This is a genomic window from Burkholderia sp. Z1 (genome assembly GCF_014893795.1).
Classification (GTDB): Bacteria; Pseudomonadota; Gammaproteobacteria; order Burkholderiales; family Burkholderiaceae; genus Burkholderia; species Burkholderia theae.
This window is the reverse complement of record NZ_JACFYL010000002.1, coordinates 1,755,780-1,781,484: the sequence shown is the minus strand read 5'-3', so window position 1 is coordinate 1,781,484 and position 25,705 is coordinate 1,755,780. Positions and strand designations below refer to the sequence as shown.

20 protein-coding genes are annotated in these 25,705 nt (G+C 67.9%); 8 read left to right on the top strand and 12 right to left on the bottom strand.

Annotated features, from left to right (window positions below; translation table 11 throughout):
* The first annotated feature begins 34 nt into the window (after window positions 1–34).
* Window positions 35–1,105, top strand: a complete 1,071-nt coding sequence (locus tag H3H55_RS25005) for an AI-2E family transporter (RefSeq protein ID WP_193100640.1) — start codon at window positions 35–37, stop codon at window positions 1,103–1,105.
* 233 nt (window positions 1,106–1,338) lie between these two features.
* Window positions 1,339–1,707 carry a hypothetical protein gene (locus H3H55_RS25000; protein ID WP_193100639.1) on the top strand — a complete coding sequence of 123 codons (369 nt, stop codon included), beginning with the start codon at window positions 1,339–1,341 and terminating at the stop codon, window positions 1,705–1,707.
* Between the two features lie 32 nt (window positions 1,708–1,739).
* On the opposite strand, the gene H3H55_RS24995 is transcribed toward H3H55_RS25000, so the two are convergent.
* Window positions 1,740–2,534 (bottom strand): SDR family NAD(P)-dependent oxidoreductase, encoded by a 795-nt coding sequence (locus H3H55_RS24995; protein WP_193100638.1) that lies wholly within the window; start codon window positions 2,532–2,534, stop codon window positions 1,740–1,742.
* 171 nt (window positions 2,535–2,705) lie between these two features.
* Between H3H55_RS24995 and H3H55_RS24990 the strand changes: the two genes are divergently transcribed.
* Window positions 2,706–3,551, top strand: coding sequence for an AraC family transcriptional regulator (locus H3H55_RS24990; RefSeq protein ID WP_048245360.1), 846 nt, complete (start codon window positions 2,706–2,708; stop codon window positions 3,549–3,551).
* 12 nt (window positions 3,552–3,563) lie between these two features.
* Here H3H55_RS24990 and H3H55_RS24985 read toward each other — a convergent pair whose 3' ends face one another.
* From H3H55_RS24985 to H3H55_RS24955, 7 genes are all read right to left on the bottom strand, one after another.
* A complete protein-coding gene (locus tag H3H55_RS24985; protein WP_193100637.1) occupies window positions 3,564–4,151 on the bottom strand; it encodes a LysE family translocator in 588 nt (195 codons plus the stop codon).
* Between the two features lie 99 nt (window positions 4,152–4,250).
* Window positions 4,251–5,708 (bottom strand): heavy metal sensor histidine kinase, encoded by a 1,458-nt coding sequence (locus tag H3H55_RS24980; protein WP_193100636.1) that lies wholly within the window; start codon window positions 5,706–5,708, stop codon window positions 4,251–4,253.
* Complete coding sequence (locus tag H3H55_RS24975; protein ID WP_193100635.1) at window positions 5,705–6,400, bottom strand: heavy metal response regulator transcription factor; 696 nt, start codon at window positions 6,398–6,400, stop codon at window positions 5,705–5,707. Before H3H55_RS24975 ends, H3H55_RS24980 begins: the two co-directional genes overlap by 4 nt.
* Window positions 6,401–6,422: 22 nt before the next feature.
* Window positions 6,423–7,937: an efflux transporter outer membrane subunit gene (locus H3H55_RS24970; protein WP_193100634.1), complete on the bottom strand. Its 1,515-nt coding sequence runs from the start codon at window positions 7,935–7,937 to the stop codon at window positions 6,423–6,425.
* Complete coding sequence (locus H3H55_RS24965; protein ID WP_193100633.1) at window positions 7,934–9,163, bottom strand: efflux RND transporter periplasmic adaptor subunit; 1,230 nt, start codon at window positions 9,161–9,163, stop codon at window positions 7,934–7,936. The genes H3H55_RS24970 and H3H55_RS24965 overlap by 4 nt, the downstream gene beginning before the upstream one ends.
* 36 nt (window positions 9,164–9,199) lie before the next feature.
* Complete coding sequence (locus tag H3H55_RS24960; RefSeq protein WP_193100632.1) at window positions 9,200–12,367, bottom strand: efflux RND transporter permease subunit; 3,168 nt, start codon at window positions 12,365–12,367, stop codon at window positions 9,200–9,202.
* A 228-nt stretch (window positions 12,368–12,595) separates the two neighbouring features.
* Complete coding sequence (locus H3H55_RS24955; RefSeq protein ID WP_193100631.1) at window positions 12,596–13,351, bottom strand: Crp/Fnr family transcriptional regulator; 756 nt, start codon at window positions 13,349–13,351, stop codon at window positions 12,596–12,598.
* 168 nt (window positions 13,352–13,519) lie between these two features.
* Here H3H55_RS24955 and H3H55_RS24950 point away from each other — a divergent pair, with 168 nt between their 5' ends.
* Window positions 13,520–15,172 (top strand): acyl-CoA synthetase, encoded by a 1,653-nt coding sequence (locus H3H55_RS24950; RefSeq protein WP_193100630.1) that lies wholly within the window; start codon window positions 13,520–13,522, stop codon window positions 15,170–15,172.
* Window positions 15,173–15,196: 24 nt separating this feature from the next.
* Here H3H55_RS24950 and H3H55_RS24945 read toward each other — a convergent pair whose 3' ends face one another.
* A complete protein-coding gene (locus H3H55_RS24945; protein WP_193100629.1) occupies window positions 15,197–15,628 on the bottom strand; it encodes a YqaA family protein in 432 nt (143 codons plus the stop codon).
* A 54-nt stretch (window positions 15,629–15,682) separates the two neighbouring features.
* Window positions 15,683–16,339 (bottom strand): LysE family translocator, encoded by a 657-nt coding sequence (locus H3H55_RS24940; protein ID WP_193100628.1) that lies wholly within the window; start codon window positions 16,337–16,339, stop codon window positions 15,683–15,685.
* Between the two features lie 285 nt (window positions 16,340–16,624).
* Here H3H55_RS24940 and H3H55_RS24935 point away from each other — a divergent pair, with 285 nt between their 5' ends.
* Window positions 16,625–17,107 carry an Lrp/AsnC family transcriptional regulator gene (locus H3H55_RS24935; protein ID WP_034179616.1) on the top strand — a complete coding sequence of 161 codons (483 nt, stop codon included), beginning with the start codon at window positions 16,625–16,627 and terminating at the stop codon, window positions 17,105–17,107.
* A 784-nt stretch (window positions 17,108–17,891) separates the two neighbouring features.
* On the opposite strand, the gene H3H55_RS24930 is transcribed toward H3H55_RS24935, so the two are convergent.
* On the bottom strand, window positions 17,892–19,541 hold the full coding sequence (locus H3H55_RS24930) for an IclR family transcriptional regulator C-terminal domain-containing protein (protein ID WP_193100627.1): 1,650 nt from the start codon (window positions 19,539–19,541) through the stop codon (window positions 17,892–17,894).
* Between the two features lie 177 nt (window positions 19,542–19,718).
* On the opposite strand from H3H55_RS24930, the gene H3H55_RS24925 reads away from it, so the two are divergent.
* From H3H55_RS24925 to H3H55_RS24915, 3 genes are all read left to right on the top strand, one after another.
* Window positions 19,719–20,678 (top strand): MBL fold metallo-hydrolase, encoded by a 960-nt coding sequence (locus H3H55_RS24925; protein ID WP_048245347.1) that lies wholly within the window; start codon window positions 19,719–19,721, stop codon window positions 20,676–20,678.
* Between the two features lie 157 nt (window positions 20,679–20,835).
* Window positions 20,836–22,188, top strand: coding sequence for an MFS transporter (locus H3H55_RS24920; RefSeq protein ID WP_193100626.1), 1,353 nt, complete (start codon window positions 20,836–20,838; stop codon window positions 22,186–22,188).
* A gap of 83 nt (window positions 22,189–22,271) precedes the next feature.
* Complete coding sequence (locus H3H55_RS24915) at window positions 22,272–23,624, top strand: MFS transporter (protein ID WP_193100625.1); 1,353 nt, start codon at window positions 22,272–22,274, stop codon at window positions 23,622–23,624.
* Window positions 23,625–23,681: 57 nt separating this feature from the next.
* Here H3H55_RS24915 and H3H55_RS24910 read toward each other — a convergent pair whose 3' ends face one another.
* On the bottom strand, window positions 23,682–25,466 hold the full coding sequence (locus H3H55_RS24910; protein WP_226800361.1) for a diguanylate cyclase: 1,785 nt from the start codon (window positions 25,464–25,466) through the stop codon (window positions 23,682–23,684).
* Window positions 25,467–25,705: the final 239 nt, after the last annotated feature.

Genomic DNA, 25,705 nt, shown 5'->3' with positions numbered 1-25,705 from the left:
CGAACCGCCATTTTTCCATTTCGACAGAGGTGCCATGGGCGTACATGTCCCGTCGTCTCACGATCCCGCCGCGCGGCCGCGCGGGCAGCAGATTGCCCGCGCCGTGCTGTATGCGGCGCTGCTGGTGCTCGCGCTGTGGGTGATCCGCGACTTCATTCCCGCCATCGCGTGGGCCTGCGTGAGCGCCATTGCGATGTGGCCGCTGCTGAAGCGCTTCGAATCGCACCGGCTGTTCCGCGAGCGGCCGACGGTCATCGCGCTCGTCATCACGGCGGCGATCTCGCTGCTCGTCGTGCTGCCGGTCGCCATCGCGGCGACCGAGGCGGTCGGGCAGGCGCACGACCTGCGCGAGTGGCTGCACTCGATCCAGGACAACGGCATTCCGCTGCCGGAAGTGGTCGGCCGGCTGCCTTACGGCGCCGCGCAGATCACCGAATGGTGGCAGGCCAATCTCGGCCATCCGCTGCATGCGTCCAGCGCGATGCACGGCGTCAACAGCGAGAAATTCCTCGCGTACGGCCGGCAATTCGGCACGAAGCTCGCGCATGCGCTGCTCGAATTCGGCTTCATGCTCGTCACGCTGTTCGTGATCCTGCGCGCGGGCCACAAGTTGTCGGGCGCATTGCTGCAGGGCGCGCGGCGCGTATTCGGGCGCAACGGCGCGGAACTGATCGAGCGGATGGTCGCGGCCGTGTTCGGCACGGTGACGGGGCTCGTCGTCGTCGGGCTCGGCGAGGGCGCGCTGCTCGGCATCGCCTATGCGCTCGCGGGTGTCCCGCATGCGGCGCTGCTCGGCCTCGTGACGGCGGTCGCCGCGATGCTGCCGTTCTGCGCGCCGATCGTGTTCTGCGGCGCGGCGCTCTGGCTGTTCGTGCAGGGCGCGACCGTGTGGGCCGTCGTGGTGGCCGTGCTCGGTTTCGTCGTCGTGTTCGTCGCCGAGCATTTCGTGCGGCCGGTGCTGATCGGCAACTCGGCGCGGCTGCCGTTCCTGCTCGTGCTGTTCGGCATCCTCGGCGGCGCCGAGACGTTCGGCCTGATCGGGCTGTTCGTCGGCCCCGCGCTGATGACGGTGCTGACGGTGCTGTGGGTCGAATGGATCGCGTGACGATGCACGCCGTTGCGCCGGTTTGACGCATCGGCGCAGCGGCATGGATGCGCGGGCAAGCGTCTGCCGGCCGCAACGGTCGGCAACGCCTGAGCTTGCGCTGGGGCATGCAACGTGCGTGGAAACCAGGGATTCGGATGCGGATCTCTACATTTCTTTTCGATCCGGACCCAAAGGTCGAGTAGCATGAGGTTTTCGATCACGCCGGCACGGCGCAGCAGATTTTCCCAAGCATGCGATTGATTACGATGTCCCGTCCCGCAGCGACGCTATCCTTGGCCGCCAGCTGCCTGATGTTGCATGGCTGCGCGTGGTTCGACTCGTGGCTGCCGTTTTCGTATTCGCGCACGCCGCTGGCAAGGGCCGCGTCGCGGCATGGCGCGACCCGCGCCGATGTCGTCCGCGCCGGCGGCAACCCGCGCAGCGTCTGGATGGTCCGCAACGGCAGCGGCGTCTGCTACAACTACTTCATCGAACACGGCAACGATCACCGGACTTATTTCGTCGTGTTCGACCGGGCCGGCGTCGTCACGCAACACGGCTTCGATACCTGCATGGACGCCGACCGCAACGGCAAGCTGCAGTCGGGCAAGGGCAGTTAGTCAGTACGGCCGCCGCCGGCCGCATCACGCGGTCACGCGATCGTGTCGACCACACCGCCGTCGACGCGCAGCGCAGCGCCCGTTGTCGCCGAAGCCTGTGGCGAGCACACGTACACCACCAGGTTCGCGACTTCCTCGGGCGTCGCGGGCCGCTGGATGATCGAGCTCGCGCGATGGTTGCGCACGAAATCCACGGCCACGTCCTCGACGCTGCGGCCGGATTCGTCGGCCGTTTCCTTCAGCAGCGCCCGCACGCCGTCCGACATCGTCGGCCCCGGCAGCACCGAGTTGACGGTCACGTTCGTGCCGGCCGCGAGCTTCGCGAGGCCGCGCGCGATCGACAGTTGCGCGGTTTTCGTGAAGCCGTAATGAATCATGTCGACCGGGATGTTCAGGCCCGATTCCGACGAAATGAATACGACGCGCCCGGCGTTGCGTTCGATCATCCCTTTCAGGTAATGCCGCGCGAGCCGCACGCCCGACATCACGTTCGTCTGGAAGTAATGCTCCCATTCGGCGTCGTCGATGTCGAAGAACGCCTTCAGGCCGTAGATGCCCGCGTTGTTGACGAGGATGTCCGCATCGGGCGTGTGCTGCGTGATGCGTGCGACGCCAGTGGCATCGGACAGGTCGGCGGCGACGCCGTCGACGCTCGCGCCGGGCACGGCGGTGCGCAGGTGCGCGAGCGCGGACTGCACCGACGCGTCGCTGCGGCCGTTGACGACCACGCGTGCGCCGGCGCGCGCGAGGCCTTCGGCGATGGCGAGCCCGATGCCGGCGGTGGAGGCGGTGACGACCGCGGTCTTGCCTTTCAGATCGATATGCATGTGGGTGACGGGAGAGGAGTGAACAGGAACCGCCGCGCATGTCGCGGCGAGCGGAATTCAAAGCTTAGGTCAAACCGCGCGATCCGGTATCGAAGCTGCAAAGTGCCGGTTGCATCGTCCCGCACAGTCTTGTACGGTGAGCGTTCGCCGTCCGAACCGGGAGCCCGCCGCGTGAGCCGTACCGCCAACCGATCCGCCGTACCGTCGCCGTTCTGGCGCGATGCCGCGCTGCCGTTCATCGAGGCGCGCACCGTCGACGACGGGCGTTCGATCTGCTACGCGAAGCACACGCACGACACGTTTTCGGTGGGCGCGATCGTCGGCGGCACGAGCACCTACGTGAACGGCGCGACGAACGAACACGTCGGGCGCGGCGTGCTCGTGATCATCGATCCGGAACAGGTGCACGCGTGCAATCCGTACGGCCCCGACGCGTGGGCGTACCGGATGGTCTACGTCGACGTGCCATGGCTCGCGCGGCTGCAGCATTCGCTGGGCCGCGATCCGAATGGCGATTTCCACGGGTTTTCGCCGAAGTTGACGGAACGGCGCGACCTGTTCACGCAATTTGGCGGCTTCTATCGCACGCTCGTGTCGCCCGCGATCGATCCGCTCGGCAAGGAGAGCGCGGCGGTCGAATTCTTCACCGCGCTGCACGGCGCGCTCGATCGCGAACTGCCCGACCCGCGGCCCGGGGACGACAACGCAAAGCTCGCGCGCGCGGCCGACTACATCGCCGCGCATTGCCGCGAGGGCGTCACGCTCGATGCGATCTGCGCGGCGGCTGATCTTTCACCTTCGTATCTGATCCGTGCATTCAACGCGCGCTACGGCATGACGCCGCATGCATTCCTGATCGATCGCCGTGTGCAGTACGGCCGCACCGAGTTGCGCCGCGGCCGGCCGATCGCCGACGTCGCGCTCGACGCGGGTTTTGCGGACCAGGCGCATTTCCAGCGCGCGTTCCGGCGGATCGCGGCCGCGACGCCCGGGCAGTACCGCAGCGCGATGAGTTGAACGGGCGCGGGGCTACACGTCAAGCAGAAACAGCGCGCTGCCCGCGAGCAGCAGCGCCATCAACCGGTTGAACAAACGCATGCGCCGCGCATTCGCGAGCCGATGCCGCAGCGACGCGCCCGCATACGCCCAGCACGCGATCGACGCGAAACAGATCACCAGATACAGCCCGGCGAATAACCAGACCTGCGTGCGGTCGCCGTCGGCCGCATACGCACCCATCGCGGCCACGCACGCGAGCCACGCCTTCGGATTCAGCCACTGCATCGCCGCGCCGGCCGCTGCCGTCGGGCCGGCCACGTCCGGGTTGGCCGACAGCCGGCCGTCATCGAGCGCGAGCCGCAGCGCCATATACAGCAGGAACGCGATCCCCGACCACTGCGTGGCGGTCGTCAGCACGGGCCAGCGCGCGAGCGCCGCGTGCAGGCCGAGGCCGATCAGCAGGAACAGCGCGACGAAACCGAGCGTCGCGCCGGCCGCATAACGCAGGCTCGCGCCGAGCCCGTGGCGCGCGCCCGCGCTGAGCGCGACGATGTTGACGGGACCGGGGGTGATCGACGAGGCGAGCGCGAACGCGGCCATCGAAACCAGCATGCTCATTGGATGTCTCCATGCGAAATGTCGAAAGTCGCATCGAGACTACGGAAGCCGCACCGGCCCGTATTGAAGAAAACTGCCCTCGGCGGCGCGCGGCCGCCGTCAGTGCAATGCGCGCGGCGTGTGTGCCGGTTGCGCGTCGTGCGTATCGGCGGGGCCGTTTGCATCGGCCGGGCGCAGCGGGCCGCCCGCGCAAGGTTGGGTCGATACCGAGAAGCCGAACGTATTGACGCCGCCCGAGCATGCGACGAACACGCCGCCGCCGTGCATCTCGGCCACGGCCTTGACGATCGACAGCCCGAGCCCGTGGTTCTCCTTGCTGTTCGCGCGGGCTTCCTCGAGCCGGTAGAAGCGCTCGAACACGTGCGAGCGCTGGGCGGGGTCGATCGGTTCGCCGGGGTTCGCGACGGCCATTTCGACGAGTGCGTCGCGGCGCGTGATCGTTACGTTCAGCGTCGCGCCGGGCGCCGAATGCTGAATCGCGTTGATCAGCAGGTTCGTCATCGCGCGGCGGAACAGCGACGGATCGACGGCCGCGCGCGCATCGCCGTGCAGTTCGGCGTGCAGTTGCGCCTCGTCGAGCGGGATTTCGAGGAAGTCGAGCATGCGCCGCACCTCGTCGGCGAGCGACACGTCCTTCAGGTCGGTCGCGCGTTCGCCGCGATCGCTGCGCGACAGGAACAGCATGTCGTTGATGATCACGCGCAGCCGCTCGAACTCCTCGAGGTTCGACTGCAGCGTCTGGCGCATCCGGTCGACCGAGCGGTCGCGGCTCGTCAGCGCGACCTGGGTCTGGCCGATCAGGATGCTGACCGGCGTGCGCAGCTCGTGGGCGACGTCCGCGTTGAATGCCTCGAGCCGCGCGTAGGTTTGCTGGATGCGGTCGAGCGCGCCGTTGAACGCCGCGGCGAGGTCGCGCAGCTCGGCCGGCAGCGCGTCGGTCTGTAGCCGCTGGCGGCGGTTCGTGGCGCTCACGGTTGCCGCATCCTGCGACAGCCGGTCGAGCGGCGCGAGCCCGAAGCGCGCGACCGCGCGGCTCAGCAGCAGCGTGATGACGGTGGCGGTGGCGATCAGCGCGGCGAGGGTCCAGCCGAAGCGGCGCAGCATCCGCTGCGTGCGCTCGCACGAACTGGCGACGACCAGCTGCAGTGTCGGCCGCTCGCCGCTGCCGGCCACCGTGACGGTCTTCGTCATCACGTCGTAGCTGCTGTCGTTCAGCGCGTAGCGCTGGAACGAGCCGTTCGGCGGCTCGATGGGCACGCCGTTCACGGGCTTGCCGAAGCGGAAGGCGGGATCGGGACTGACGATCTGGTAGTGCGTCGAGCCATCGGGCGGTTCGAAATCGCTGAGTTTCTCCTGCAGCAGGCGCCCGCGCGCGGCCGTGGTGGCATGCGACACGATCAGTTCGGCGACCTTGGCGCGCGTGTCGAGCGTCGCGCGCAGTTCGGCGAACAACTGGCGCTCCATCATCACGAACAGCCCGCAGCCGACCAGCGTGAACACGAGCAGCGACACGATGCCGAACATCGCGGAGAGCCGCAGGACGATCGAGCGTTTCATGCCTGCCTCTCGGCGTCGCCTTCCTCGCGCGCCTCGAGCACATAGCCCATGCCGCGGATCGTGTGCAGCAGCTTCTCCGCGAACGGGCCGTCGAGTTTCGCGCGCAGGCGCTTGATCGCCGTCTCGACGACGTTCGCGTTGCTGTCGAAGTTCACGTCCCACACGAGTTCGGCGATCGTCGTCTTCGACAATACCTCGCCGCTGCGCCGCGCGAGCACGCCGAGCAGCTGGAATTCCTGCGCGGTCAGGTCGAGCCGCGTGCCGTCGCGGGTCGCGCGGCGGCCGATCAGGTCGACGCGCAGGTCGCCGATCGAGATCAGCGTCGATTCCTGCACGCGGGCACGGCGCGTCAGCGCGCGCAGCCGTTCGATCAGTTCGAGGAATGAGAAAGGCTTGGTCAGATAGTCGTCGGCGCCGCCGCGCAGCCCGCGCACACGATCGTCGACGCGGTCGCGGGCGGTCAGCATGATGACGGGCGTCTGCTTTTGCGCGCGCAACGCGCGCAGCACGCCGAAGCCGTCGAGCTTCGGCAGCATCACGTCGAGCACGACCACGTCGTAGTCGAATTCGACGGCTTTCCACGCGCCGTCCTCGCCGTCTAGCGAGGTATCGACGACCCAGCCTTCCTCGGTCAGGCCGCTCTTCAGGTATTCGACGACTTTCGGTTCGTCTTCGACGATCAGCACTTTCATATTGTGTGTCCGCGTAACCGGGTTAAGGGCCGACGCCCGCGGTGCGCTGCGGGCCCGCCGCCGCGACGTCGGACGGCGCGGGGCCGTGCGTCGCATCGCCGTCCCAGCCGCCGCCGAGCGCCTTCGCGAGAAAAACGACGAGCGCCGCGCGCTGGCCCTGGATCTGCACGGCCTGGCGCTCGCTCGTCAGCAATTGCTGCTGGGCCGTCAGCACGTCGATGAACGGCGTCAGGCCGCCCGCGTAGCGATCCTGCGCGAGCGACACGAGCTTGCGCGCATCGTCGACGGCGGCCGACGCCTGCTGCGCGGCTTCGGCCAGCACCGACAGGCCCGTCACCGCATTCTGCACCTCCTGGAACGCGGTGAGCACGGTCTGCCGGTAGCTGGCCTGCGCGGCCGTATAACCGGCCTGCGCGAAATCGACGCCTGCCTTCAGCTTGCCGCCTTCGAACAGCGGCTGGCTGACCGACGCGCCGACCGACCACAGCAGCGCCGGCACGGTGAACAGGCCCGCGAAGCGCGTCGCATCCCAGCCGAGGTCCGGCGACAGCATGATGCGCGGGAAATACGCGGCGCGCGCGACGCCGATCTGCGCGTTCGCGGCGGCCATCGCGCGCTCGGCCGACGCGACGTCGGGGCGCCGCTGCAGCAGGTCGCTCGGCATGCCGGTCGGCAGCGCGGGCGCGTTGATCGGCACCACGCGCGGCGGCAGCGAGAATGCGGGGGCCGGCGTGCCGACCAGCGTCGCGATCGCGGTTTCGACCTGCGCGCGCTGCTGGAGCAGCAACTGCGCCTGCGTGCGCGTCGCGTCGAGCTGCGCGCGCTGCTGCAGCAGGTCGAGGCCCGACACCGCGCCGAGTTCATGGCGCGCGTCCACGTAGTCGAGCGCCTTCTGCTGCAGATCGATCGAACGCTTGACGACGTCGATCTCGGTGTCGAGCTCGCGCAGCGCGAAATAGCTGGACGCGAGATCGGCGGTCAGCACGAGGCGCGCGTTCACGAAATCGTCGTGGGCCTGCTCGGTGCTTGCCTGCGCGGATTCGACGCTGCGCCGCACACGGCCGAACAGGTCGAGCTCGTAGCTGACGCTCGCGCCGACCTGGATGTCGTTCTGCACGGTCGACGCGTTCACTGTCGCGTAGTTGGTCTGCGGCCGGTCGGCGGAGATCTTGAAGCGCTGGCCGCTCGCGTTCAGGCCGACCGCCGGATATTGCGCGGACGCGACCGACGCGAGCGTCGCCTTCGCCTGGTCGTAGCGCGCGGCGACGGCCTTGAGGTTCTGGTTGTTGCGCAGCGCGTCGGTTTCGAGCGCGTCGAGCTGCGGATCGCCGAACGCGGTCCACCACGCCGGATCGAGCGGCGCGCGGGCCGGCGCGGCCGGATGCCAGTATGCGTCGGCCGGGTCGAGCCGCCACGCGGCCGGCGTATCGACGGCCGGGCGCTGGTAATCGGGGCCGACCGTGCAGGCGGCGAGGGCGGTGGCCGCCACGACGGCGGCAAGCGCCGCGGGCCGCACGCGAACGCGTGTCGCGATCACGACTTCGCTCCCGCGGCGCCGGATGCGGGTTTCGCCGCCGGCGCCGACACGATGACCTGATCGCCATTGGCGAGCGCGTCGCCCGGGTTCGCGACGAGCCGGTCGTTCGGCGTGAGCGGCCCGTCGACTTCGAGCGTCTGGCCGATCGTGCGCACGATCGTCACCTGTTTCAGGCGGACCTGGCCGTTCGCGTCGACGGTCGCGACCGTCGGGCCTTCGGCACGGAACAGCAACGTATTGGCCGGAACCTGCAGGCGGCCGATCGGCGTCATCGGCAGCGTCGCCTGCACGTATGCGCCGGGCAGCAGCCGGCCGTCCGGGTTCGGCAACGTGATCTCGATCTGCAGCGAGCGCGTCGCGACGTCGATCGCCTCGGACGTGCGCGTGATCGTGCCGTCGAAGGTCTGGCCCGGCAGCTCGGTCTGCGCGACGCTCACGTGCTGGCCGACCTTCACTTGTTGCGCATAGGCCTGCGGCACCTGCACGTAGAGGCGCAGCCGGTCGGCCTGCACGACCGTGAACAGCGAGCGGCCCGCGTTGCCGGAACTGACGAGATCGCCGACGTCGACGTTGCGCTGCGTGACGATCCCGTCGATCGGCGCGACGATCCGCTGGAAGCCTTTCAGCTCCGTGAGCCGGCGCATGTTCGCATCGGCCGCGGCGAGGTTTGCGGTGCCCTGGTTGAACGCGCCTTGCCGGTCGTCGAGTTCCTGCTGCGAGACGGCATCGCGCTGGCGCAGCTGCTGCGCGCGGTCGAACGACGTCTTCGCGAGCGCGAGCGTCGCCTGCGCCTGCTGGCGCTGCGCGGTGGCTTGCGCGAGTTCCTGGTTCAGTTCGGGCGTGTCGAGTTCGGCGAGCACTTGCCCCTGCTTCACGTGCGCGCCGATGTCGGCCTGCCAGCGCAGCACGTAGCCGCTGGCGCGCGCGTAGATCGGCGCCTCGACGAAGCCGCGCAGCGTGCCGGGCAGCGTCAGCTTGCCGCCGGTCGCCGCGTCGACCGGATGCACGACGTTCACGTACTGGCGCGTGTTCTGCTCCGCGACCGCGTCGAGCCGGTTGCGGTTCAGCACGTTGACGACGATCGTGCGCGCGGCGCCGGCGGCCAGCAGCACGCCGATCACGATCAGGACGATCCGTCCGCGCCGCGACACCGACGTGCGCGTCGGCAGGTGCATGCCGTGTTCGTCCACCTGGATGCCGACGGAGCTGTGATGTTTCTCTTCCATGAATTCAACCAATTCAACCGGGTCTATAGGCGAAAGTCAGTGTCCGGCCTGGCGCGCGCGCCGTCGGGCCAGCCGCGAATGCACACCGCCGAACACGAGCGGCACGAACAACAACGTCGAAATGGTCGCAAACAGCAGCCCGCCGATCACCGCGCGGCCGAGCGGCGCGTTCTGCTCGCCGCCTTCGCCGAGACCGAGCGCCATCGGCACCATCCCGATGATCATCGCCAGCGCCGTCATCAGCACCGGCCGGATCCGCGTCGCGCCGGCCTCCAGCGCGGCCGTGAGCGGCGGCGCGCCGGCCGCGAGGCGCTGGCGCGCGAACGACACGACCAGAATGCTGTTCGCGGTCGCGACACCGACCGTCATGATCGCGCCCGTCAGCGCGGGCACGCTCAGGTGCGTGCCGGTGATGAACAGCATCCACGCGATACCGGCGAGCGCGGCCGGCATCGCGCTGATGATGATCAGCGGGTCGAGCCACGACTGGAAATTGACGACGATCAGCAGGTACACGAGCACGATCGCCATCGCGACACCCGCGCCGAGGCCGATATACGACGTGCGCATCGTCTCGATCTGGCCGCGCATCGTCAGCTCGGTGCCGCGCGGCAGCGTCGCGCGCGCGTCGGACACGATGCGGTCGATCTCGCCCGCGACCGAACCGAGGTCGCGGCCCTCGACGCTCACGTACAGGTCGATCGCCGGGCGGATGTTGTAGTGCGTGATCACGGCCGGGTTCGCGCCGCTGCGCATCTGCACCAGGTTGCCGAGCAACTGCAGCGGCGCGCCCGTGCGGCCGCTCGCCGAGATCGGCGTGCCGAGCAGGTCGTCGACCGACGAGATGTTGTATTGCGGGGTCTGGATCTGCAGCGGGTACTGGACGCCGGTGCGCGGGTTGATCCAGAACGACGGGGTCGTCTGCGAACTGCCGGACAGCGAGATCAGCATGTTCTGCGCGACGTTCTGCGCGGAGAGATTGAGCTGCTGCATGCGCGTGCGGTCCATGTCGGCCAGCAGGGTCGGCTCGTCGTTGCGTTGCAGTACGTGCACGTCGACGGCGCCGGGGATTTGCCTGACCTTTTTCATCAGGCTGCTTGCGATTGTCATGTTACTCGCGAGATCGTTGCCGAGCACCTGCACGTCGATGGCGGCCGGCTGACCGAAGTTCAGGATCTGCGTGATGATGTCCGACGGCTGGAAGAAGAACTCGACGCCCGGGAAGCGTTCGGGCAGCAGCGTGCGCAGCGTCTGCACGTAGTGCTGGGTCGCGCGGTGGCCCGGTTTCAGCGCGATCAGCAGCTCGCCGTCGAGCGTGCCGATCGTGCCGGCGTTGCTGTACGACAGGTTGATGCCGCTCACCGGCAGGCCGAGGTTGTCGACGATCGCACCGAGCTCGTCGGGCGGCACGGCTTCGCGGATCACGCGTTCGACCTGGTCGGCGAGGCGCGCGGTTTCCTCGATCCGGTAGCCGGTCGGCGCACGCATGTGCAGCCGGATGTTGCCGGAATCGGCGTTCGGGAAGAAGTCGCGGCCGAGCACGAATACGAGGCCCGTCGACAGCACGCAGAAGCCGAGGAAGCACATCGCGTAGAAGCGGCGGCGCACGAGCAGCATGCTGAGCAGCACGATGTACCACGCGCGCAGCCGCTCGAACGCGTTGTTGAACGCGTGATGGATACGCGCGAAACGCGACGTCGCATGGTCGGGGCCGGTGCTGGCCTGCTGCGGGCGGAACAGCAGCATCGCGAGCGTCGGCACCAGCGTGCGCGACAGCACGTACGACGCGAGCATCGCAAACACGACCGCTTCGGCGAGCGGCACGAACAGGAAGCGTGCGACACCCGTCAGGAAGAACATCGGCACGAACACGATGCAGATGCACAGCGTCGACACGAACGCGGGCACCGCGATCTCGCCGGCGCCTTCGAGGATCGCCTCGTGCAGGTTCGTGCCGAGATGCAGGTGCCGCTCGATGTTCTCGATCGTGACGGTCGCGTCGTCGACCAGGATCCCGACCGCGAGCGCGAGCCCGCCGAGCGTCATGATGTTGATGGTCTCGCCGAGCGCCGACAGCGCGATCAGCGACGTGAAGATCGACAGCGGGATCGAGATCGCGATGATCAGCGTGCTGCGCCAGTTGCCGAGGAACAGCAGGATCATCATCGCGGTCAGCACGGCGGCGATCAGCGCCTCGTGGATCACGCCTTGCACGGCCGCGTTGACGAACACCGACTGGTCGAACAGCGGCGTGATCGTGAGCCCCTCGGGCAGCGTCGGGATCACCTTCGGCAGCAGCGCCTTCAGGTCCGACACGACCTTGAGCGTCGACGCGTCGCCGGTCTTCAGGATCGAGATGAGCACGCCGCGCTGGCCGTTCTGGCGCACGACGTTGGTCTGCGGCGCGAAGCCGTCGCGCACCGCGGCGACCTCGCGCAGGTAGGTCGTCGCGCCGTTGACGGTCTGGATCGGCAGGTTGTTGATGTCGGCGACCGTGTCGGCCGATGCGTTCGTGTCGATCCGGTATTCGGTCTGGCCCATCTTCGCGGTGCCGGTCGGCAGCACGAGGTTCTGCGCGTTGACCGCGTTGACGATGTCGGCCGGCGTGAGGCCCTTCGCGAGCAAGGCCTGCGGATCGAGGTCGATGGCGACCACGCGCGTGCGGCCGCCGTACGGGAACGGTATCTGCGCGCCTGGAACCGTGATCAGTTGCGGGCGCAGGAAGTTGAGCGCGATGTCGGCGAGCGACTGTTCGCTGAGTGTTGTGCTCGACAGCCCGAGCTGGATCACCGGGATGCTCGACGCGGAATAGGTGATCACGAGCGGCGGCGTCGCGCCTTGCGGCATCTGCCGCACGATCGCCTGCGCGGACGACACGGTCTGCGCGATCGCCGTCTGCACGTTCGCGCCCGGCTGCAGGAACACCTTCACGACCGCGATGCCGGGCAGCGACGTCGATTCGACATGCTGGATGTTGTTGACGGTCGTCGTCAGGATCCGTTCATGGACGGCCGTGATCCGGTTCGTCATCTCCGTCGCGGAGAAGCCGCTGTAATTCCAGATCACGCTGATCACGGGAATGTTGATCGCGGGCAGCACGTCGACGGGCGTGCGCATCAGCGCAAGCGGGGTGGCCAGCACGATCATGATGGCCATTACGATGAACGTGTAGGGGCGCCTGAGCGCGAGATTGACGATCCACATGGAGGCAGCGGGACAGGCGGTGATCAGGCGTCGGTGAAGGGAACCCGAATGATAGGCGTTGGGGCTGAACGGGTTACTGGCGCGAAACTGGCGGAATTGTCAGGTTGCCGCGCGCGCGTCGTCGGCCGATTGCTAAGACGAAATGCATGCGCGCATTTCAACCGGCGAAGGGCTGCCGAACCGGATGCGCGCGCCGTGCCGGCGACGGTTTCGCTCATCGCGCGCCGCTCAAATCTGCTCCATCCCGACCCGCGCGAGCGCACCCAGATCGACGACTTCGATCTGGTTGTACGCGAGCCGCAGCACGCCGCGCTTCTCGAGCTGCTGCAGCGCCTGGTTGATCCGCTGCCGCGACACGCCGACGAGCATCCCCAGTTCCTCCTGCGAGATCGACAGCGACGGGCCGGTGTCCGGATACAGGTCGGGGTTGAAGAGCTGCGCGAGCGACTGCGCGACGCGCGCATCGACGTCGAGCAGCCGGCTGTTCTGGATCGACGCGATGAACTCGCCCATCCGGTTGTTCAACTGGTGGATCACGAAGCGCGTGAACGGCAGGCTCGTGTCGAGCAGCGCATGGAACGTGTCGACCGGCACGAACAGCACGGTCGAGCGCTGGATCGCGACGACCTCGTACTTGCGCAGCTCGCGCTTGATCACGCTGCCTTCGCCGAACCAGCCGCCCGACGGCACGCCGGAGAACGTGCAGCCGCGCCCCGACACGTTGAAGATCGCGAGCTTCAGCAGCCCGCGATGCACGCCGATCCAGTATTCGGACGGCGCGAGCCGATGCGCGATCACGTCGCCGGCCTCGTACTGCTCGACGCGCGACTGCGCGAGCACGAGCGCCTGGTGCTCGGGCGCGAGCGTGCGGAACCACGCGCACTGGCCGAACAGCGTCGACAGCGCCGGCATCGGGCCGGGTTCGGGAGGCGCGTCGGCCGGGTAGGCGGCCGCGTCGGGCGGCGCAACGAGAGGGTCGTGCATGGGTGCGGGTTTGCGAGAATAGGGATAACGCGCGGCGCTCGAAGGGCACTCTGTCGTTTCGATGACAGACGGCCCACAATAGCGACCGTTAGGCTGTCGGCAATTGAACCACATCAAAACGATTCGGGGTGCATGCACACCGGTCGACAGAACACGGGAGACAGGATCATGACGCAGATGTTCGAGGCCGGGCTCGGCCGCCGCGACGCCAATTACGTGCCGCTCACGCCGATCGACTTTCTGGTCCGGACGGCCGAAGTCTATGGCGAGCGCCTTGCGATCGTGCACGGCGACGTGCGACGCACGTGGGGCGAGACCTACACGCGCGCGAAGCAGCTGGCGAGCGCGCTCGCGCAGGCCGGCGTCGGGCGCGGCGACACCGTCGCGGCGATGCTGCCGAATATCCCGGCGATGGTCGAGGCGCACTTCGGCGTGCCGATGGCCGGCGCCGTGCTGAACACGATCAACACGCGGCTCGACGTGCCGTCGGTGCTGTTCATGCTGCGTCATGGCGAGGCGAAGGTACTGATCGTCGACACCGAATACGCGGAGCTCGCGCATCGCGCGGCGCTTGAGGTGCCGGGCCTGAAGATCGTCAGCGTCGCCGACGCGATGCCGGCCGATCCTGCGCGCTTCGCGGGCGCGACCGACTATGAAGCGTTCGTCGCCGGCGGCGACGCCGACTACGCATGGACGCTGCCGGCCGACGAGTGGGACGCGATCGCGCTGAACTACACGTCCGGCACGACCGGCGATCCGAAGGGCGTCGTCTACCACCATCGCGGCGCGTATCTGGCGGCGATCAGCAACCTGCTCGAATGGGACATGCCGAAGCACGCGGTGTATCTGTGGACGCTGCCGATGTTCCACTGCAACGGCTGGTGCTTCCCGTGGGCCGTCGCGGCGCGTGCGGGCGTGAACGTGTGCCTGCGCAAGTTCGACGCGAAGACAGTGTTCGACCTGATTCGCCGCGAGCGCATCACGCACTATTGCGGTGCGCCGATCGTGCAGAGCGCGATCGCGAACGCGCCGGCCGAATTCCGCGAAGGCATCGACCACACGGTGCACGCGATGGTCGCGGGCGCGGCGCCCGCGCCGGCCGTGATCGCGAAGATGAAGGAGATCGGTTTCGACCTGCTGCACGTGTACGGGCTGACCGAGGTCTATGGCCCCGCGACCGTGTGCGCGCAGCAGTCGCACTGGGAAGCACTACCCGATGAGGAGCGTGCGCGGCTCAATGCGCGCCAGGGCGTGCGCTATCACCTCGAAGCGGGCGCGACGGTGCTCGATCCGGACACGATGGCGCCGGTGCCGGCCGACGGCGAGACGCTCGGCGAGATCATGTTCCGCGGCAACATCTGCATGAAGGGTTACCTGAAGAACCCGAAGGCGACCGACGAGGCGTTCCACGGCGGCTGGTTCCATACGGGCGATCTCGGCGTGCTGACGCCGGACGGCTACATCCGCATCAAGGACCGCCGCAAGGACATCATCATCTCGGGCGGCGAGAACATCTCGAGCATCGAGGTCGAGGACGCGTTGTACCGGCATCCGGCTGTTGCGGTCGCGGCTGTCGTCGCGATGCCCGATCCGAAATGGGGCGAGGTGCCGTGCGCGTTCGTCGAGCTGCGCGAAGGCGCGAGCGCGACCGAGGAGGAGATCGTCGCGCACTGCCGGCAACTGCTTGCGGGCTTCAAGGTGCCGAAGGCCGTGCGCTTCGGCGAACTGCCGAAGACATCGACCGGCAAGATCCAGAAATTCCAGCTGCGCAATGCGGTCGGATCGGACAAGGCGATCGACCTGGCGGGTGGCAAGAAATAAAGGAAGCGTGGCGCGTCGCGCGGCTCAATGCACGACGAGCCATGCGACGGCCAGGTAGCGGCCGACCTTCGCGATCGTGACGATCGCCAGAAAGGTCGGCAGCGGTTCGCGCAGCACGCCGGCAATCATCGTCAGCGGATCGCCGATCACCGGCGCCCAGCTCAGCAGCAGCGACCAGCGGCCGTAGCGCGCATACCAGCGCTCGGCGCGCGCGAGTGCGGCTGACTTGACCGGAAACCAGCGGCGGTCGCGGAAGTGCTCGATGCCGCGCCCGAGCATCCAGTTGATTACTGAACCGGCGACGTTGCCGATGCTGGCGACGAGCACCAGCGCCCACACGGGTTCACGCCCGGCAAGCAGCAGGCCGGCGAGCACGGCTTCGGACTGGAGCGGAAACAGGGTCGCGGCGACCATCGACACGGCGAACAGGCCGCCGTAAGTGAGCAATTCGGACATCGCGCGATTGTACCGGCCGCAAGACGGCCGACCCGGGTCATACCTTCCGGCCGCTCAGTTCCAGCCGACCATGATCGCGCCCATCCCGACGAGCAAGCCACCCGTCACGCGGTTCATCGCGCGCATCCGCGCTGGGCGCTGCAATGCGCGGCTCAACCGGTGCGAGAACAGCGCCATCGACGCGACGCCGCCCGCGAACAGCAACGCGAACGTCGTGGCGAGCAGCAGGAATTGGAGGTTGAGGCTCCAGTCGGCCGTCGGGCTGATGAACTGCGGAAAGAACGACGGAAAGAACAGCAGCGTTTTCGGATTGAGGCCCGACGTCGCGACGCCGCGCCAGAACAGCGCGCGTCCGGTATCGGCGTCCGGCTCAACGAGGGCGGCGCCGGCACCGGCCTCGGCCGATGCGGCGGGCGCGCTTGCCGGCGCGCGGCTGAGCCATTGCTTGCCGCCGAGCCACACGAGATATGCGGCGCCGGCCCAGCGCAGCACGGTGAGCGCGTGTTCGTTGATGTGGACCAGCGAATTCAGGCACAGCGCGGTCAGCGCGAGTTGCAGCAGTACGGCGAGCGTGCCACCCCACACGCACGGCAGCGCGCGGCGCCAGCCGGCGCGCAGCGCCTGGTTCATCGTGAGCAGGTTGACGGGGCCGGGGGCGTAGATGAGAACGACGGAAGCAGCGAGGAACGACAGATAAAGCCTGAACGACATGACGGGAAGTGCAAGAACAGGGAGCAGGCACCGGCTCCGCACGCGATGGATAAGCGTGCGGGCGGCGGGGAATCGCATGCCTGCTTGTCCGGCACCGCAACTCGTGATTGCGGCCGTGCGTCCCGACGCGAAGGGGTTGTCGCGGGGAGCGTGCCGGGCAACAGGCATGGTGAAAATGTATCAAGCGGCCCGGTTAAAAGGCTTCCTGTTTTCAGGCAAAAGGGACCTGAAACCGGAATCCTGTTCAGATAGAATGCCGATTTTCAGTAGAAGATTCTTCTCATCATGGCTACCCGCGAACGCACGCCGAAAACCCTCGACAATCAGGACCGCAAGATCCTCGGTGCACTCCAGAAAAATGCGCGCCTGTCGAACGCCGAACTGGCCGAACAGATCGGCATGTCGACCACCGCGTGCTGGAACCGCACGCGGCAGCTCGAAGTCGACGGCTACATCGATGGTTATGTCGCGCTGGTCAACCAGCGCATGCTCGGCTACGCGGACATCGTGATCCTCGAAGTCACGCTCGATCGCCACGAGGACGACGCGCTCGCGCGGTTCGGCTCGGAACTGGCGGCGCTGCCCGAAGTGCTCGAGGCCTATCTGGTGTCGGGCGAATACGACTACTGGATCAAGGTTGCCGTGGACGGGACGGCCGGCTACGAGCGTTTCCTGCGCGAAAAGCTCTACAAGATCTCGAGCATCCGTCACAGCCGCTCGATGTTCGCGCTGCGCTGCATGAAGGACGTGCCGTCGATTCAGGTGTGAAGGCGGGGATGGGGCGCGCGGCCGTCGTCGAACGGATCGCGCATGCGGCTGCGCGATGGCGCGGAGAAAACCCGCGATCGACCGGCGCGGAAGGCGCCGGCGGGGTACTGCACGCGGGCAGGCAAAAACGGATGAATCTTCCGTCAAGGATGATCTGACGCAATTGCGCGTCGTCGGGATGACGGTGGCCCGCTCGGGCCACTTACCGACAAAACCGCGCCGATATCGATCGGCGTTGGCACAGACCTCAACGCGCTCCCGACGTGATGAGCGCATTCAACCGGGACCGGCCCGGCTTGTTACCACGACACCAGCCCAACTCCGATGCCGGACGCAGCGGCCTTGCGGCGCGCGTCCGGGCAAGCGGATCAGGCAGGTCGTCGTGCGGTCGTTCTGCTTAGTGCGGCAGACGCGCGTGCGCTTCAGCGATGACTTCGCAGTTATCGAGGTGGAGTTGCCAAGCTTCTGCAATCAGCGCGCCAACACGTGCGAGCCAGCCGGCGGATTCGGTGGAACGATCGGAGACATTAGACGTTTGCATGACGAAGCCCCATATAGGTGGCGAGTTAGGGATAACCCTAATCATAACGAAACACCACCGTCTTGTGAAATGCGATTTCGTTATATGAGAATTACTGACAATTTATGTTGCTGCTGCGCAACATGAATATTGGCCGCCATTTCGTCGCGTTCAGGCGTGACGAGGCCATGCGTGCACGGCCTCGCGTGGAGCAAGAGAGGGGATTCGAGCGGCGGGAAGGACGGGGGCGAGGCGGCGCGGCGATTACCGGCCGATCCACCCGAACCGCCACGACAGCCGTCGCGTCGCGGCGAGCAGCGTCTGCGCGAGGTCGCTGTCCGGCCCGCGCGGGAAGCCGCGCGACGAGCCGATGATCGCGATCACGAGCCGGATGCTGCCGGTGTGATCGAACACGGGCGCGGCGACCGTCCCGATGCCCGGCACCGGCGCGTCGAACGCGAAATCGAGCCCGGCCGCGCGGATTGCCGCGAGCCGCGCGCGGAACGCGTCGTCGGCCTGCGTGGCGGCACCGCCCGCGAGACGCACGGGCTCGTTGGCGAGCAGGTCGGCCAGCACGTCGTCGGACATGCCTGCCGCGAAGATCCGGCCGATCGCCGTATTGACGAGCGACATTACGGTGCCGACCTGCAGGCTGACGTGCTGCGGCCGCGCCGATTCCTCCAGGCGGATCACGGTCGGGCCGAGCGGCCCGAGCGTCGCGGCGGCCACGCTCATGTCGGTCGCGCCGGCCAGCGCGACGATCTCGGCTTCCGCGTCGCGCGTCGGCGACACGCGCTGCATCGCGATCAGGCCGAGCGCCTGCCCGAGCGGGCCGCCGTCGAAGCAGCCGGCATCGTCGCGGCTCAGCAGGCCGATCTTCTGCAGGCTGACGAGATGCGGAAACGCCTTCGCGGCCGGCATGCCGGCCGCCGCCGCGAGATCGCGCAGCGGCAGTGCGCGTCCGGCCGACACCAGCGCGAGCAGCAGCTCGCCGGTGCTGTCGAGCGCATTGATCCCGCGCTGCGCCTTCGCATCGTCGGCCAGCGCCGGCGGCACGTGCGGTGGGCCTGCTTCCGGCGCAGGCGCCGGTTCGGCAGGTTCCGCGCCGAGCGACGCGGTGGCCTGTCGCGCCGTCTCGCGCAGGGCGGCCGCGATCGGGCCGTCCCAGTCGACATCGATCGATCCCGTCGAACCGATTACCGTCAACGCGAGCTGCAGGCGCTCGTGTGCGTCGAATACGGGCACGCACATCGCGCTGACGCCGGGGCTCGGCCGGTCGACGCTGCGTTCGATGCCGCGCGCACGGATCGCGTCGAGTGCGGCCTGTTGCCCGTCGGCGTCCGGCGCGGGCTGCGTGCCTTCGGCGCCCGCGAGCGTGTCGCCCGCGCCGGCCTGGCTGGCCGCCATCGCATCGAGTTGCGCGGAATCGCCGAACGCGCGGAAGACGCGGCCGGTCGCCGTCGTGTCGAGCGACATCACCGAGCCGACGTGCAGGTTCACGTGCAGCGGATAACCGCCATGCTCGATGCGCACGATCGTCGGGCCGAGCGCGCCCGGCACCGACAGCGCGACGCTCAGGCCCACCGCTTCCGCGAGCCGCACCGCGTGCGGCAGCGCCGCGCGGTAGGCCGGCTGGCGCTCGATCGACATCAGCCCGAGCCGCAGCGACAACGGGCCCGGCTCGTAGTTGCCGGTGATCGCGTCGCGCTTCACGAGCGCGAGCCGCGTCAGGCTGACCAGATAGGTGTGCGCCTGCGCGGTCGACAGGTCGGCCGCCGCGGCCAGCTCCGACAGCCCGAGCGGCTTGCGCCGGCGCGCGAGCGCGTCGAGCAGCCGGCCGCCGACCTCGACACTCTGGATCCCGCGCTGCGCCTTGGGTGGCGCGTCGTCTGCGCTGACTTCGTGGTTCTGCACGCGATGATTCTTCCGTTGACGAAACCCCGCATGGTATCCGACGCCATTTATCGCGCCAGCCCGCAGGTTTACCCGTATTAGACAATAGCAAGCGACTTTGTCATTGACAAATAATCGATGCGAGAAGATGATCGGCTCACTCCCCTCAACACATGGCTCGCAGCCACGGAACGCAACATGGCCAAAGCATTCGCCTCCCAAGCCGATCTGGAAGAGAAGAAAGTCACCTGGACGAAGCTGTCCGAGAACGCGTACGCGTACACCGCCGAAGGCGACCCGAACTCGGGCGTGATCATCGGCGACGACAGCGTGCTGATCGTCGACACGACCGCGACGCCCGCGATGGCGCAGGACCTGATCGCGAAGATCCGCAGCGTGACCGACAAGCCGATCAAGCACGTGGTGCTGTCGCATTACCACGCGGTGCGCGTGCTCGGCGCGTCCGCGTATTTCGACGAAGGCGCGCAGCACGTGATCGCGAGCCGCGGCACGTACGAGATGATCGTCGAGCGCGGCGAGGCCGACATGAAGTCGGAGATCGAACGCTTCCCGCGCCTGTTCGCCGGCGTCGAGACGGTGCCCGGCCTGACCTGGCCGACGCTCGTGTTCGAGCGCGAGATCACGCTGTTCCTCGGCAAGCTCGAAGTGAAGATCATGCACGTCGGCTCGGGCCACACGAAGGGCGACACGATCGTCTGGCTGCCGTCGCAGAAGGTGCTGTTCTCGGGCGACCTCGTCGAATACGACGCCGCGTGTTATTGCGGCGACGCGCAGCTCGAACAGTGGCCGGCCACGCTCGAGGCGCTGCGCGCGCTCGGCGCCGAGAAGCTCGTGCCGGGCCGCGGCCCCGCGCTGCTGAATCCGGCCGAGGTCGACAAGGGCCTCGACTACACGAAGGATTTCGTCACGACGCTGCTCGCGCAGGGCCGCAAGGCGGTCGAACGCAATCTCGACCTGAAGGCGTCGATGGCGCTCACGCGTGAAGCGATGGATCCGAAGTTCGGCCACGTGTTCATCTACGAGCATTGTTTGCCGTTCGACGTGTCGCGCGCGTTCGACGAAGCGAGCGGTATCACGCATCCGCGCATCTGGACCGCGCAGCGCGACAAGGACATGTGGGCCGCGCTGCAGGACTGAGCGGCGCACGGCGGCGGGGCGTTCGCGTGAACGCGTCGCCGTTTTCCTGAAGGCGGCGGTTTCCGCCGCCGTATCCGGTCTCACAAGAAAGCAGGGCGCATGCACGCCCTCGGAGACTGCTGCGCGCTCGATTCGCGCGGCCCGTTTGGAGAGAGACATGCCCCAATCGCTTCCCGCCGAAGCGACGATCGCACACGCGAGCGTTTCGGTATCCTCATCGACGTCCGAATCCGGCGACGCGCTGCTGTTCCGCAAGATCGCGTGGCGGATCGTCCCGTTCCTGTTCCTCTGCTACGTCGTGTCGTTCCTCGACCGCATCAACATCGGCTTCGCGCAGTTGCAGATGAAGCACGATCTCGGCTTCAGCGATGCGATGTACGGCCTCGGCGCCGCGGTGTTCTACGTCGGCTACGTGTTCTGCGAAGTGCCGAGCAACATGCTGCTGGCACGCTTCGGCGCACGCCGCACGTTCACGCGGATCATGCTGCTGTGGGGCATCGCGTCGACGGGCATGATGTTCGTGTCGCAGCCGTCGCATTTCTACGTGATGCGTTTCCTGCTCGGCGTGTTCGAAGCCGGCTTCTTTCCCGGCATCGTGCTGTATCTGACCTACTGGTTCCCGGCGAACCGGCGCGCGGCGGCGATCTCGGTGTTCTTCGCGGGCGTCGCGGTAGCCGGCGTGCTCGGCGGCCTGATGTCGGGCTGGATCATGCGCGACATGAGCGGCGTGCTCGGGCTGCACGGCTGGCAATGGATGTTCGCGATCGAAGGCGCACCGGCGATCCTGCTCGCGTTCGTCGCGTTCACGTGCCTCGTCGACCGGCCGCAGGACGCCGCGTGGCTCACGTCCGACGAAAAGGCGCGGGTCGCCGCGCTGTGCGCGGACGGTCGCGGTCACGGCAGCGCGCACGACGGGCGCAGCCTCGTAGCCGCGCTCGCGAATCCGCGCGTGTACCTGTTCGCATTCATCTATTTCTCGCTGACCTGCGCGTCGCTGACGCTCAACTTCTGGATGCCGCTGATGATCCGCGACTTCGGTGTGACCGATGTCGTGGCCGTGAGCCTCTACACGGTCGTGCCGAATGCGGTCGGCGCGGTGGGGCTGATCCTGATCGCGCGCCGCTCGGACCGCACCGGCGAGCGCCGCAAGCACTTCGCGTGCTGCACGATCGGCGGTGGGCTCGCGCTCGCGGCGCTGACGCTGCATCTGCACAGCTTCGCGGCGATGCTCGCGTGCCTGTCGATCGCGGCGACGCTGATCTTCGCCGCGCTGCCGATCTTCTGGGCCGTGCCGACCCGCTACCTGTCGGGCAACGCGGCCGCGGCCGGGATCGCGCTGATCAGCAGCATCGGGATCACGAGCGGCATCGTCAGTCCGTGGGTGATCGGGATGATCCGCACGCGCACCGGCAGCATGGATCTCGCCGTGTACCTGCTGGCCGCGCTGCTGGTCGTGAGCGGCGCCGCGCTGATGCTCGGCGTGAAGGGCGAAGCCGAACCGCGCGACTGAACCACGGCCGGTCGCTGCCCGCGGGCGGCGGCGAGCGGCGCAACATGCCCGCCCCGTACCTGAATCCATCGAGGAGACGATCGATGTCAGCCCCTCTTCAAGCGGACGCCGCGCGAGCCGTCGCGTCCGGCGCCGGTTCGACGGACGACGACGCGCTGTACCGCCGCATCGGCGCGCGGATCGTGCCGTTCCTGTTCATCTGCTACATCGTGTCGATCCTCGATCGCAGCAACATCGGCTTCGCGCAGTTGCAGATGCGCCAGGATCTCGGCCTGACCGACGCGATGTACAGCCTCGGCGCGGTGCTGTTCTTCGTCGGCTACGTGCTGTTCGAGGTGCCGAGCAACGCGTTGCTGCGCCGCTTCGGCGCGCGCCGCACGTTCGCGCGGATCATGTTCCTGTGGGGCGCGGTGTCGGTCGCGATGATCACCGTCGACAGCGCGAAGCATTTCTACGTGCTGCGCTTCCTGCTCGGGCTGTTCGAAGCCGGGTTCTTTCCGGGCGTGGTGTTCTACCTGACGTACTGGTACCCGGCGCGGCGGCGCGCGTCGGTGCTGTCGATCTTCTATGCGGGCGTCGCGGTGGCCGGGATGGTCGGCGGGCTGCTGTCGGGCTGGCTCATGCGTGGGATGTCGGGCGTGCTCGGGCTGCACGGCTGGCAATGGATGTTCGCGATCGAGGGTGCACCCGCGATCCTGCTCGGCGTGATCGCGTGGTTCTGGCTGTGCGATCGTCCCGAGCATGCGCGCTGGCTGTCCGACGCCGACCGGCAGCGGCTCGCGGCCGACCTGGCCGCCGACCGCGCCGGTGCGGGCGCGGATGCGCCGCGTTCGCTGCGGCAGGTGCTGGCCGAGCCGCGCACGTATTTGTTCGCGTTCATCTATTTCTCGCTGACCACCGCGTTGCTGATGCTGCTGTTCTGGATGCCGCTGATGATCCGCGAATTCGGCATCCACGACGTCGTGCAGATCAGCCTGCTGTCGGTCGTGCCGAACGCGATCGGCGCGGTTGGCCTGATCGCGATCGCGCGGCGCTCGGACCGCAAGCGCGAACGGCGTCGGCACTTCGCCGCGTGCGCGTTCGGCGGCGCGGTGGCGCTCGCGCTGCTGACGCTGCACCTGCCGAGCATCGTCGCGATGATGGCGCTGCTGTCGGTCGCGGCGATGCTGATCTTCGCCGCGCATCCGGTGTTCTGGGCCGTGCCGTCCGCGTATTTCTCGGGCGCCGGCGCGGCGGGCGGGATCGCGCTGATCAGCAGCATCGGCGTGTCGAGCGGGATGATCACGCCCTGGCTCGTCGGGCTGATCCGCACGCGAACCGGCAGCATGGATCCGGCGATGCTGATGATCGCCGCCTTGCTGGCCGCGTGCGCGGTTGCGATGCTGGTGGGTGTGCCGAGCAGTGATGCGGGTGCGAGAGCGGAAGCGCCGCATTGAAGGTGAGCTTGGGGCGCGTTGTCGTCGTCCCGTTTCAGGCGGAAGCGGGCGCTGTCGCTACGCCCGATACACCTCGATCCGGTTGCGGCCGCGCTCCTTCGCGAGATAGAGCGCCTTGTCGGCGCGCGACAGCGGCTGGTACGCACCGAAGTCCGACTCCCGCATCGCGTCGATGCCGATGCTGACGGTCAGCTCGACCTGCTGATCCTCGTGCATCAGCCGCGCCTGCATCGTGCGTTGCTGCACGCGCCGCGCAAATGCCAGCGCCGTATCGAGGTCCGACCTCGGCAGCACGATCGCGAATTCCTCGCCGCCGACGCGCCCGACGATCGCTTCCGGCCGCGTTTCCGCGAGCAGCAGCCGCGCGAAATGCCGGAGCGCGCGGTCGCCGAGCGGGTGGCCCCAGCGGTCGTTCAGCGCCTTGAAGTGATCGAGATCGAGCATCAGCACTGCGGCGGGCAAGCCGGTCGCGCGCACGTCGCGCAGCGCGGCTTCGCTTTGCCGCATGAACGCATGGCGGTTCGACAGTTGCGTCAGATGGTCGGTCGTCGCCATCCGGTGCAGTTCGGCCTCGATGTGCTTGCGCTCGGTTGCATCGGTGATGAAGCCGTGCCACACGGTGCCGCCGTCGGCCATCCGTTGCGGACGCGCATCGCCTTCGCGCCATCGCAGGCCCTGGCCGGGCAGCAGCACGCGATATTCAAGACGCCACGGCGTCAGCCGCAGCGACGAGTCATGCAGCGACTGCCGATAGGCGACCAGGTCGGCCGGATGAATCCGGGTCTCGACCGTCTCCGCGTTGCGGGCAATCTGCTCCGGCGTCAGTTCGTAGATGTCGCTGATCCCCGCGCTCGCATAGGAAAAGTAGCGGCGCCCGTCGGCTGCCTGCCGCAACTGGAACACGAGCCCGGGAACCTGGTCGGTGAGATCCGTGACGAGCGCGGCCGAGTCGCGCAGCCGCGCGGCCAGCTCGCGCAGCGCCGTGATGTCGGTGGTCGTGCCGACCATGCGCAGCGCGCGGCCGTTGTCGTCGCGGTTGATCACCTTGCCGCGGCTGCAGATCCATTTGTAGGAACCGTCCTTGCAGCGGATGCGGTGCTCGACCTCGTAGCTGTCGGTGCGGCGCTCGAAGTGCGCGAGCATGGCCGCCTTCACGTCGTCGACATCGTCCGGATGCAGCCGTTCGTACGCATCCTCGATCCGGCAGCTCAACTCGTGCGGCGCGTAGCCGAGCATCGCCTTCCAGGCCGGCGAGTAATGGATCTCGCCGGTTTCCACGTTGCGGTCCCACACGCCGGTGCCGCTTTCGGTCAGCGCAAGCGTCGTCAGCCTGCTGTGCTCCTCGACGCGGCCGAGCCGATCGCGCAACGCGGCTTCCTCGATGGCACGGGCGAGTGCGCGTTCGGCCAGCGTGGCGAGGTCGCGCAGCACCGCGCATTGCGCCGTATCGAGCGTCCGGCGGGAGTCGTGGGTGATGCACAGCGTGCCGAGTGCGGTGCCGTCGGGCGCGGCCAGTTCGCATGCCGCGACGATCTGCGGCGCGTGAGGCGGGCTGCCGTTCGCGCCGTGCACGACGTATCGTCGGTCGGCAGACGGATCGCGTTCGGCGTGTGATGGAAAAAAGTCGGCGGGAAGCGGGCCGGGCAACGTGCCGTCGGCCGCCAGCACGCGTTGCGTACCGGCTTCGGCGCGCGCCACGAATGCGCCGGTCGTGCCGAAATGGGCACGCGCGACGCGGCAGACGGTCTCCAGTTCGGGGGGCGGCGCCGGTTGACTGTCGGCCGAACCGCGCGCGGAGGCCGGCGCGTCGCCGGTCTCGGTAATGAACATACGGAACCGCATGGTCGAATTCCGCAACGGTACGATTGACGATTGCTCTTGCGATCGGACGAACGCCGGTCGAATGAGACTGCTCTGGAAACTGCAATCGTAGAGCTTACTGTTGCGCGGAATGCATGGCAAGCGAACCGGAATCGGCTTTTTGTGTGACCTATTTGCGCTGACCGGGAAATAATCCGGCCCGCGTTCCCGGCACGCGGGCGGCAGGCCGGCATGCGTCGCCGGCGCTTTCCCGCAGACGA

Bases quoted from the DNA above. Each gene is read 5' to 3' on its own strand.
- H3H55_RS24910 (WP_226800361.1), bottom strand. From the start codon at position 25,466: ATGCGGTTCCGTATGTTCATTACCGAGACCGGCGACGCGCCGGCCTCC.
- H3H55_RS24965 (WP_193100633.1), bottom strand. From the start codon at position 9,163: ATGGAAGAGAAACATCACAGCTCCGTCGGCATCCAGGTGGACGAACAC.
- H3H55_RS24940 (WP_193100628.1), bottom strand. From the start codon at position 16,339: ATGTCGTTCAGGCTTTATCTGTCGTTCCTCGCTGCTTCCGTCGTTCTC.
- H3H55_RS24960 (WP_193100632.1), bottom strand. From the start codon at position 12,367: ATGTGGATCGTCAATCTCGCGCTCAGGCGCCCCTACACGTTCATCGTA.
- H3H55_RS24925 (WP_048245347.1), top strand. From the start codon at position 19,719: ATGGCCAAAGCATTCGCCTCCCAAGCCGATCTGGAAGAGAAGAAAGTC.
- H3H55_RS24920 (WP_193100626.1), top strand. From the start codon at position 20,836: ATGCCCCAATCGCTTCCCGCCGAAGCGACGATCGCACACGCGAGCGTT.
- H3H55_RS24980 (WP_193100636.1), bottom strand. From the start codon at position 5,708: ATGAAACGCTCGATCGTCCTGCGGCTCTCCGCGATGTTCGGCATCGTG.
- H3H55_RS25000 (WP_193100639.1), top strand. From the start codon at position 1,339: ATGCGATTGATTACGATGTCCCGTCCCGCAGCGACGCTATCCTTGGCC.
- H3H55_RS25005 (WP_193100640.1), top strand. From the start codon at position 35: ATGGGCGTACATGTCCCGTCGTCTCACGATCCCGCCGCGCGGCCGCGC.
- H3H55_RS24975 (WP_193100635.1), bottom strand. From the start codon at position 6,400: ATGAAAGTGCTGATCGTCGAAGACGAACCGAAAGTCGTCGAATACCTG.
- H3H55_RS24995 (WP_193100638.1), bottom strand. From the start codon at position 2,534: ATGCATATCGATCTGAAAGGCAAGACCGCGGTCGTCACCGCCTCCACC.
- H3H55_RS24985 (WP_193100637.1), bottom strand. From the start codon at position 4,151: ATGAGCATGCTGGTTTCGATGGCCGCGTTCGCGCTCGCCTCGTCGATC.
- H3H55_RS24945 (WP_193100629.1), bottom strand. From the start codon at position 15,628: ATGTCCGAATTGCTCACTTACGGCGGCCTGTTCGCCGTGTCGATGGTC.
- H3H55_RS24950 (WP_193100630.1), top strand. From the start codon at position 13,520: ATGACGCAGATGTTCGAGGCCGGGCTCGGCCGCCGCGACGCCAATTAC.
- H3H55_RS24955 (WP_193100631.1), bottom strand. From the start codon at position 13,351: ATGCACGACCCTCTCGTTGCGCCGCCCGACGCGGCCGCCTACCCGGCC.
- H3H55_RS24915 (WP_193100625.1), top strand. From the start codon at position 22,272: ATGTCAGCCCCTCTTCAAGCGGACGCCGCGCGAGCCGTCGCGTCCGGC.
- H3H55_RS24935 (WP_034179616.1), top strand. From the start codon at position 16,625: ATGGCTACCCGCGAACGCACGCCGAAAACCCTCGACAATCAGGACCGC.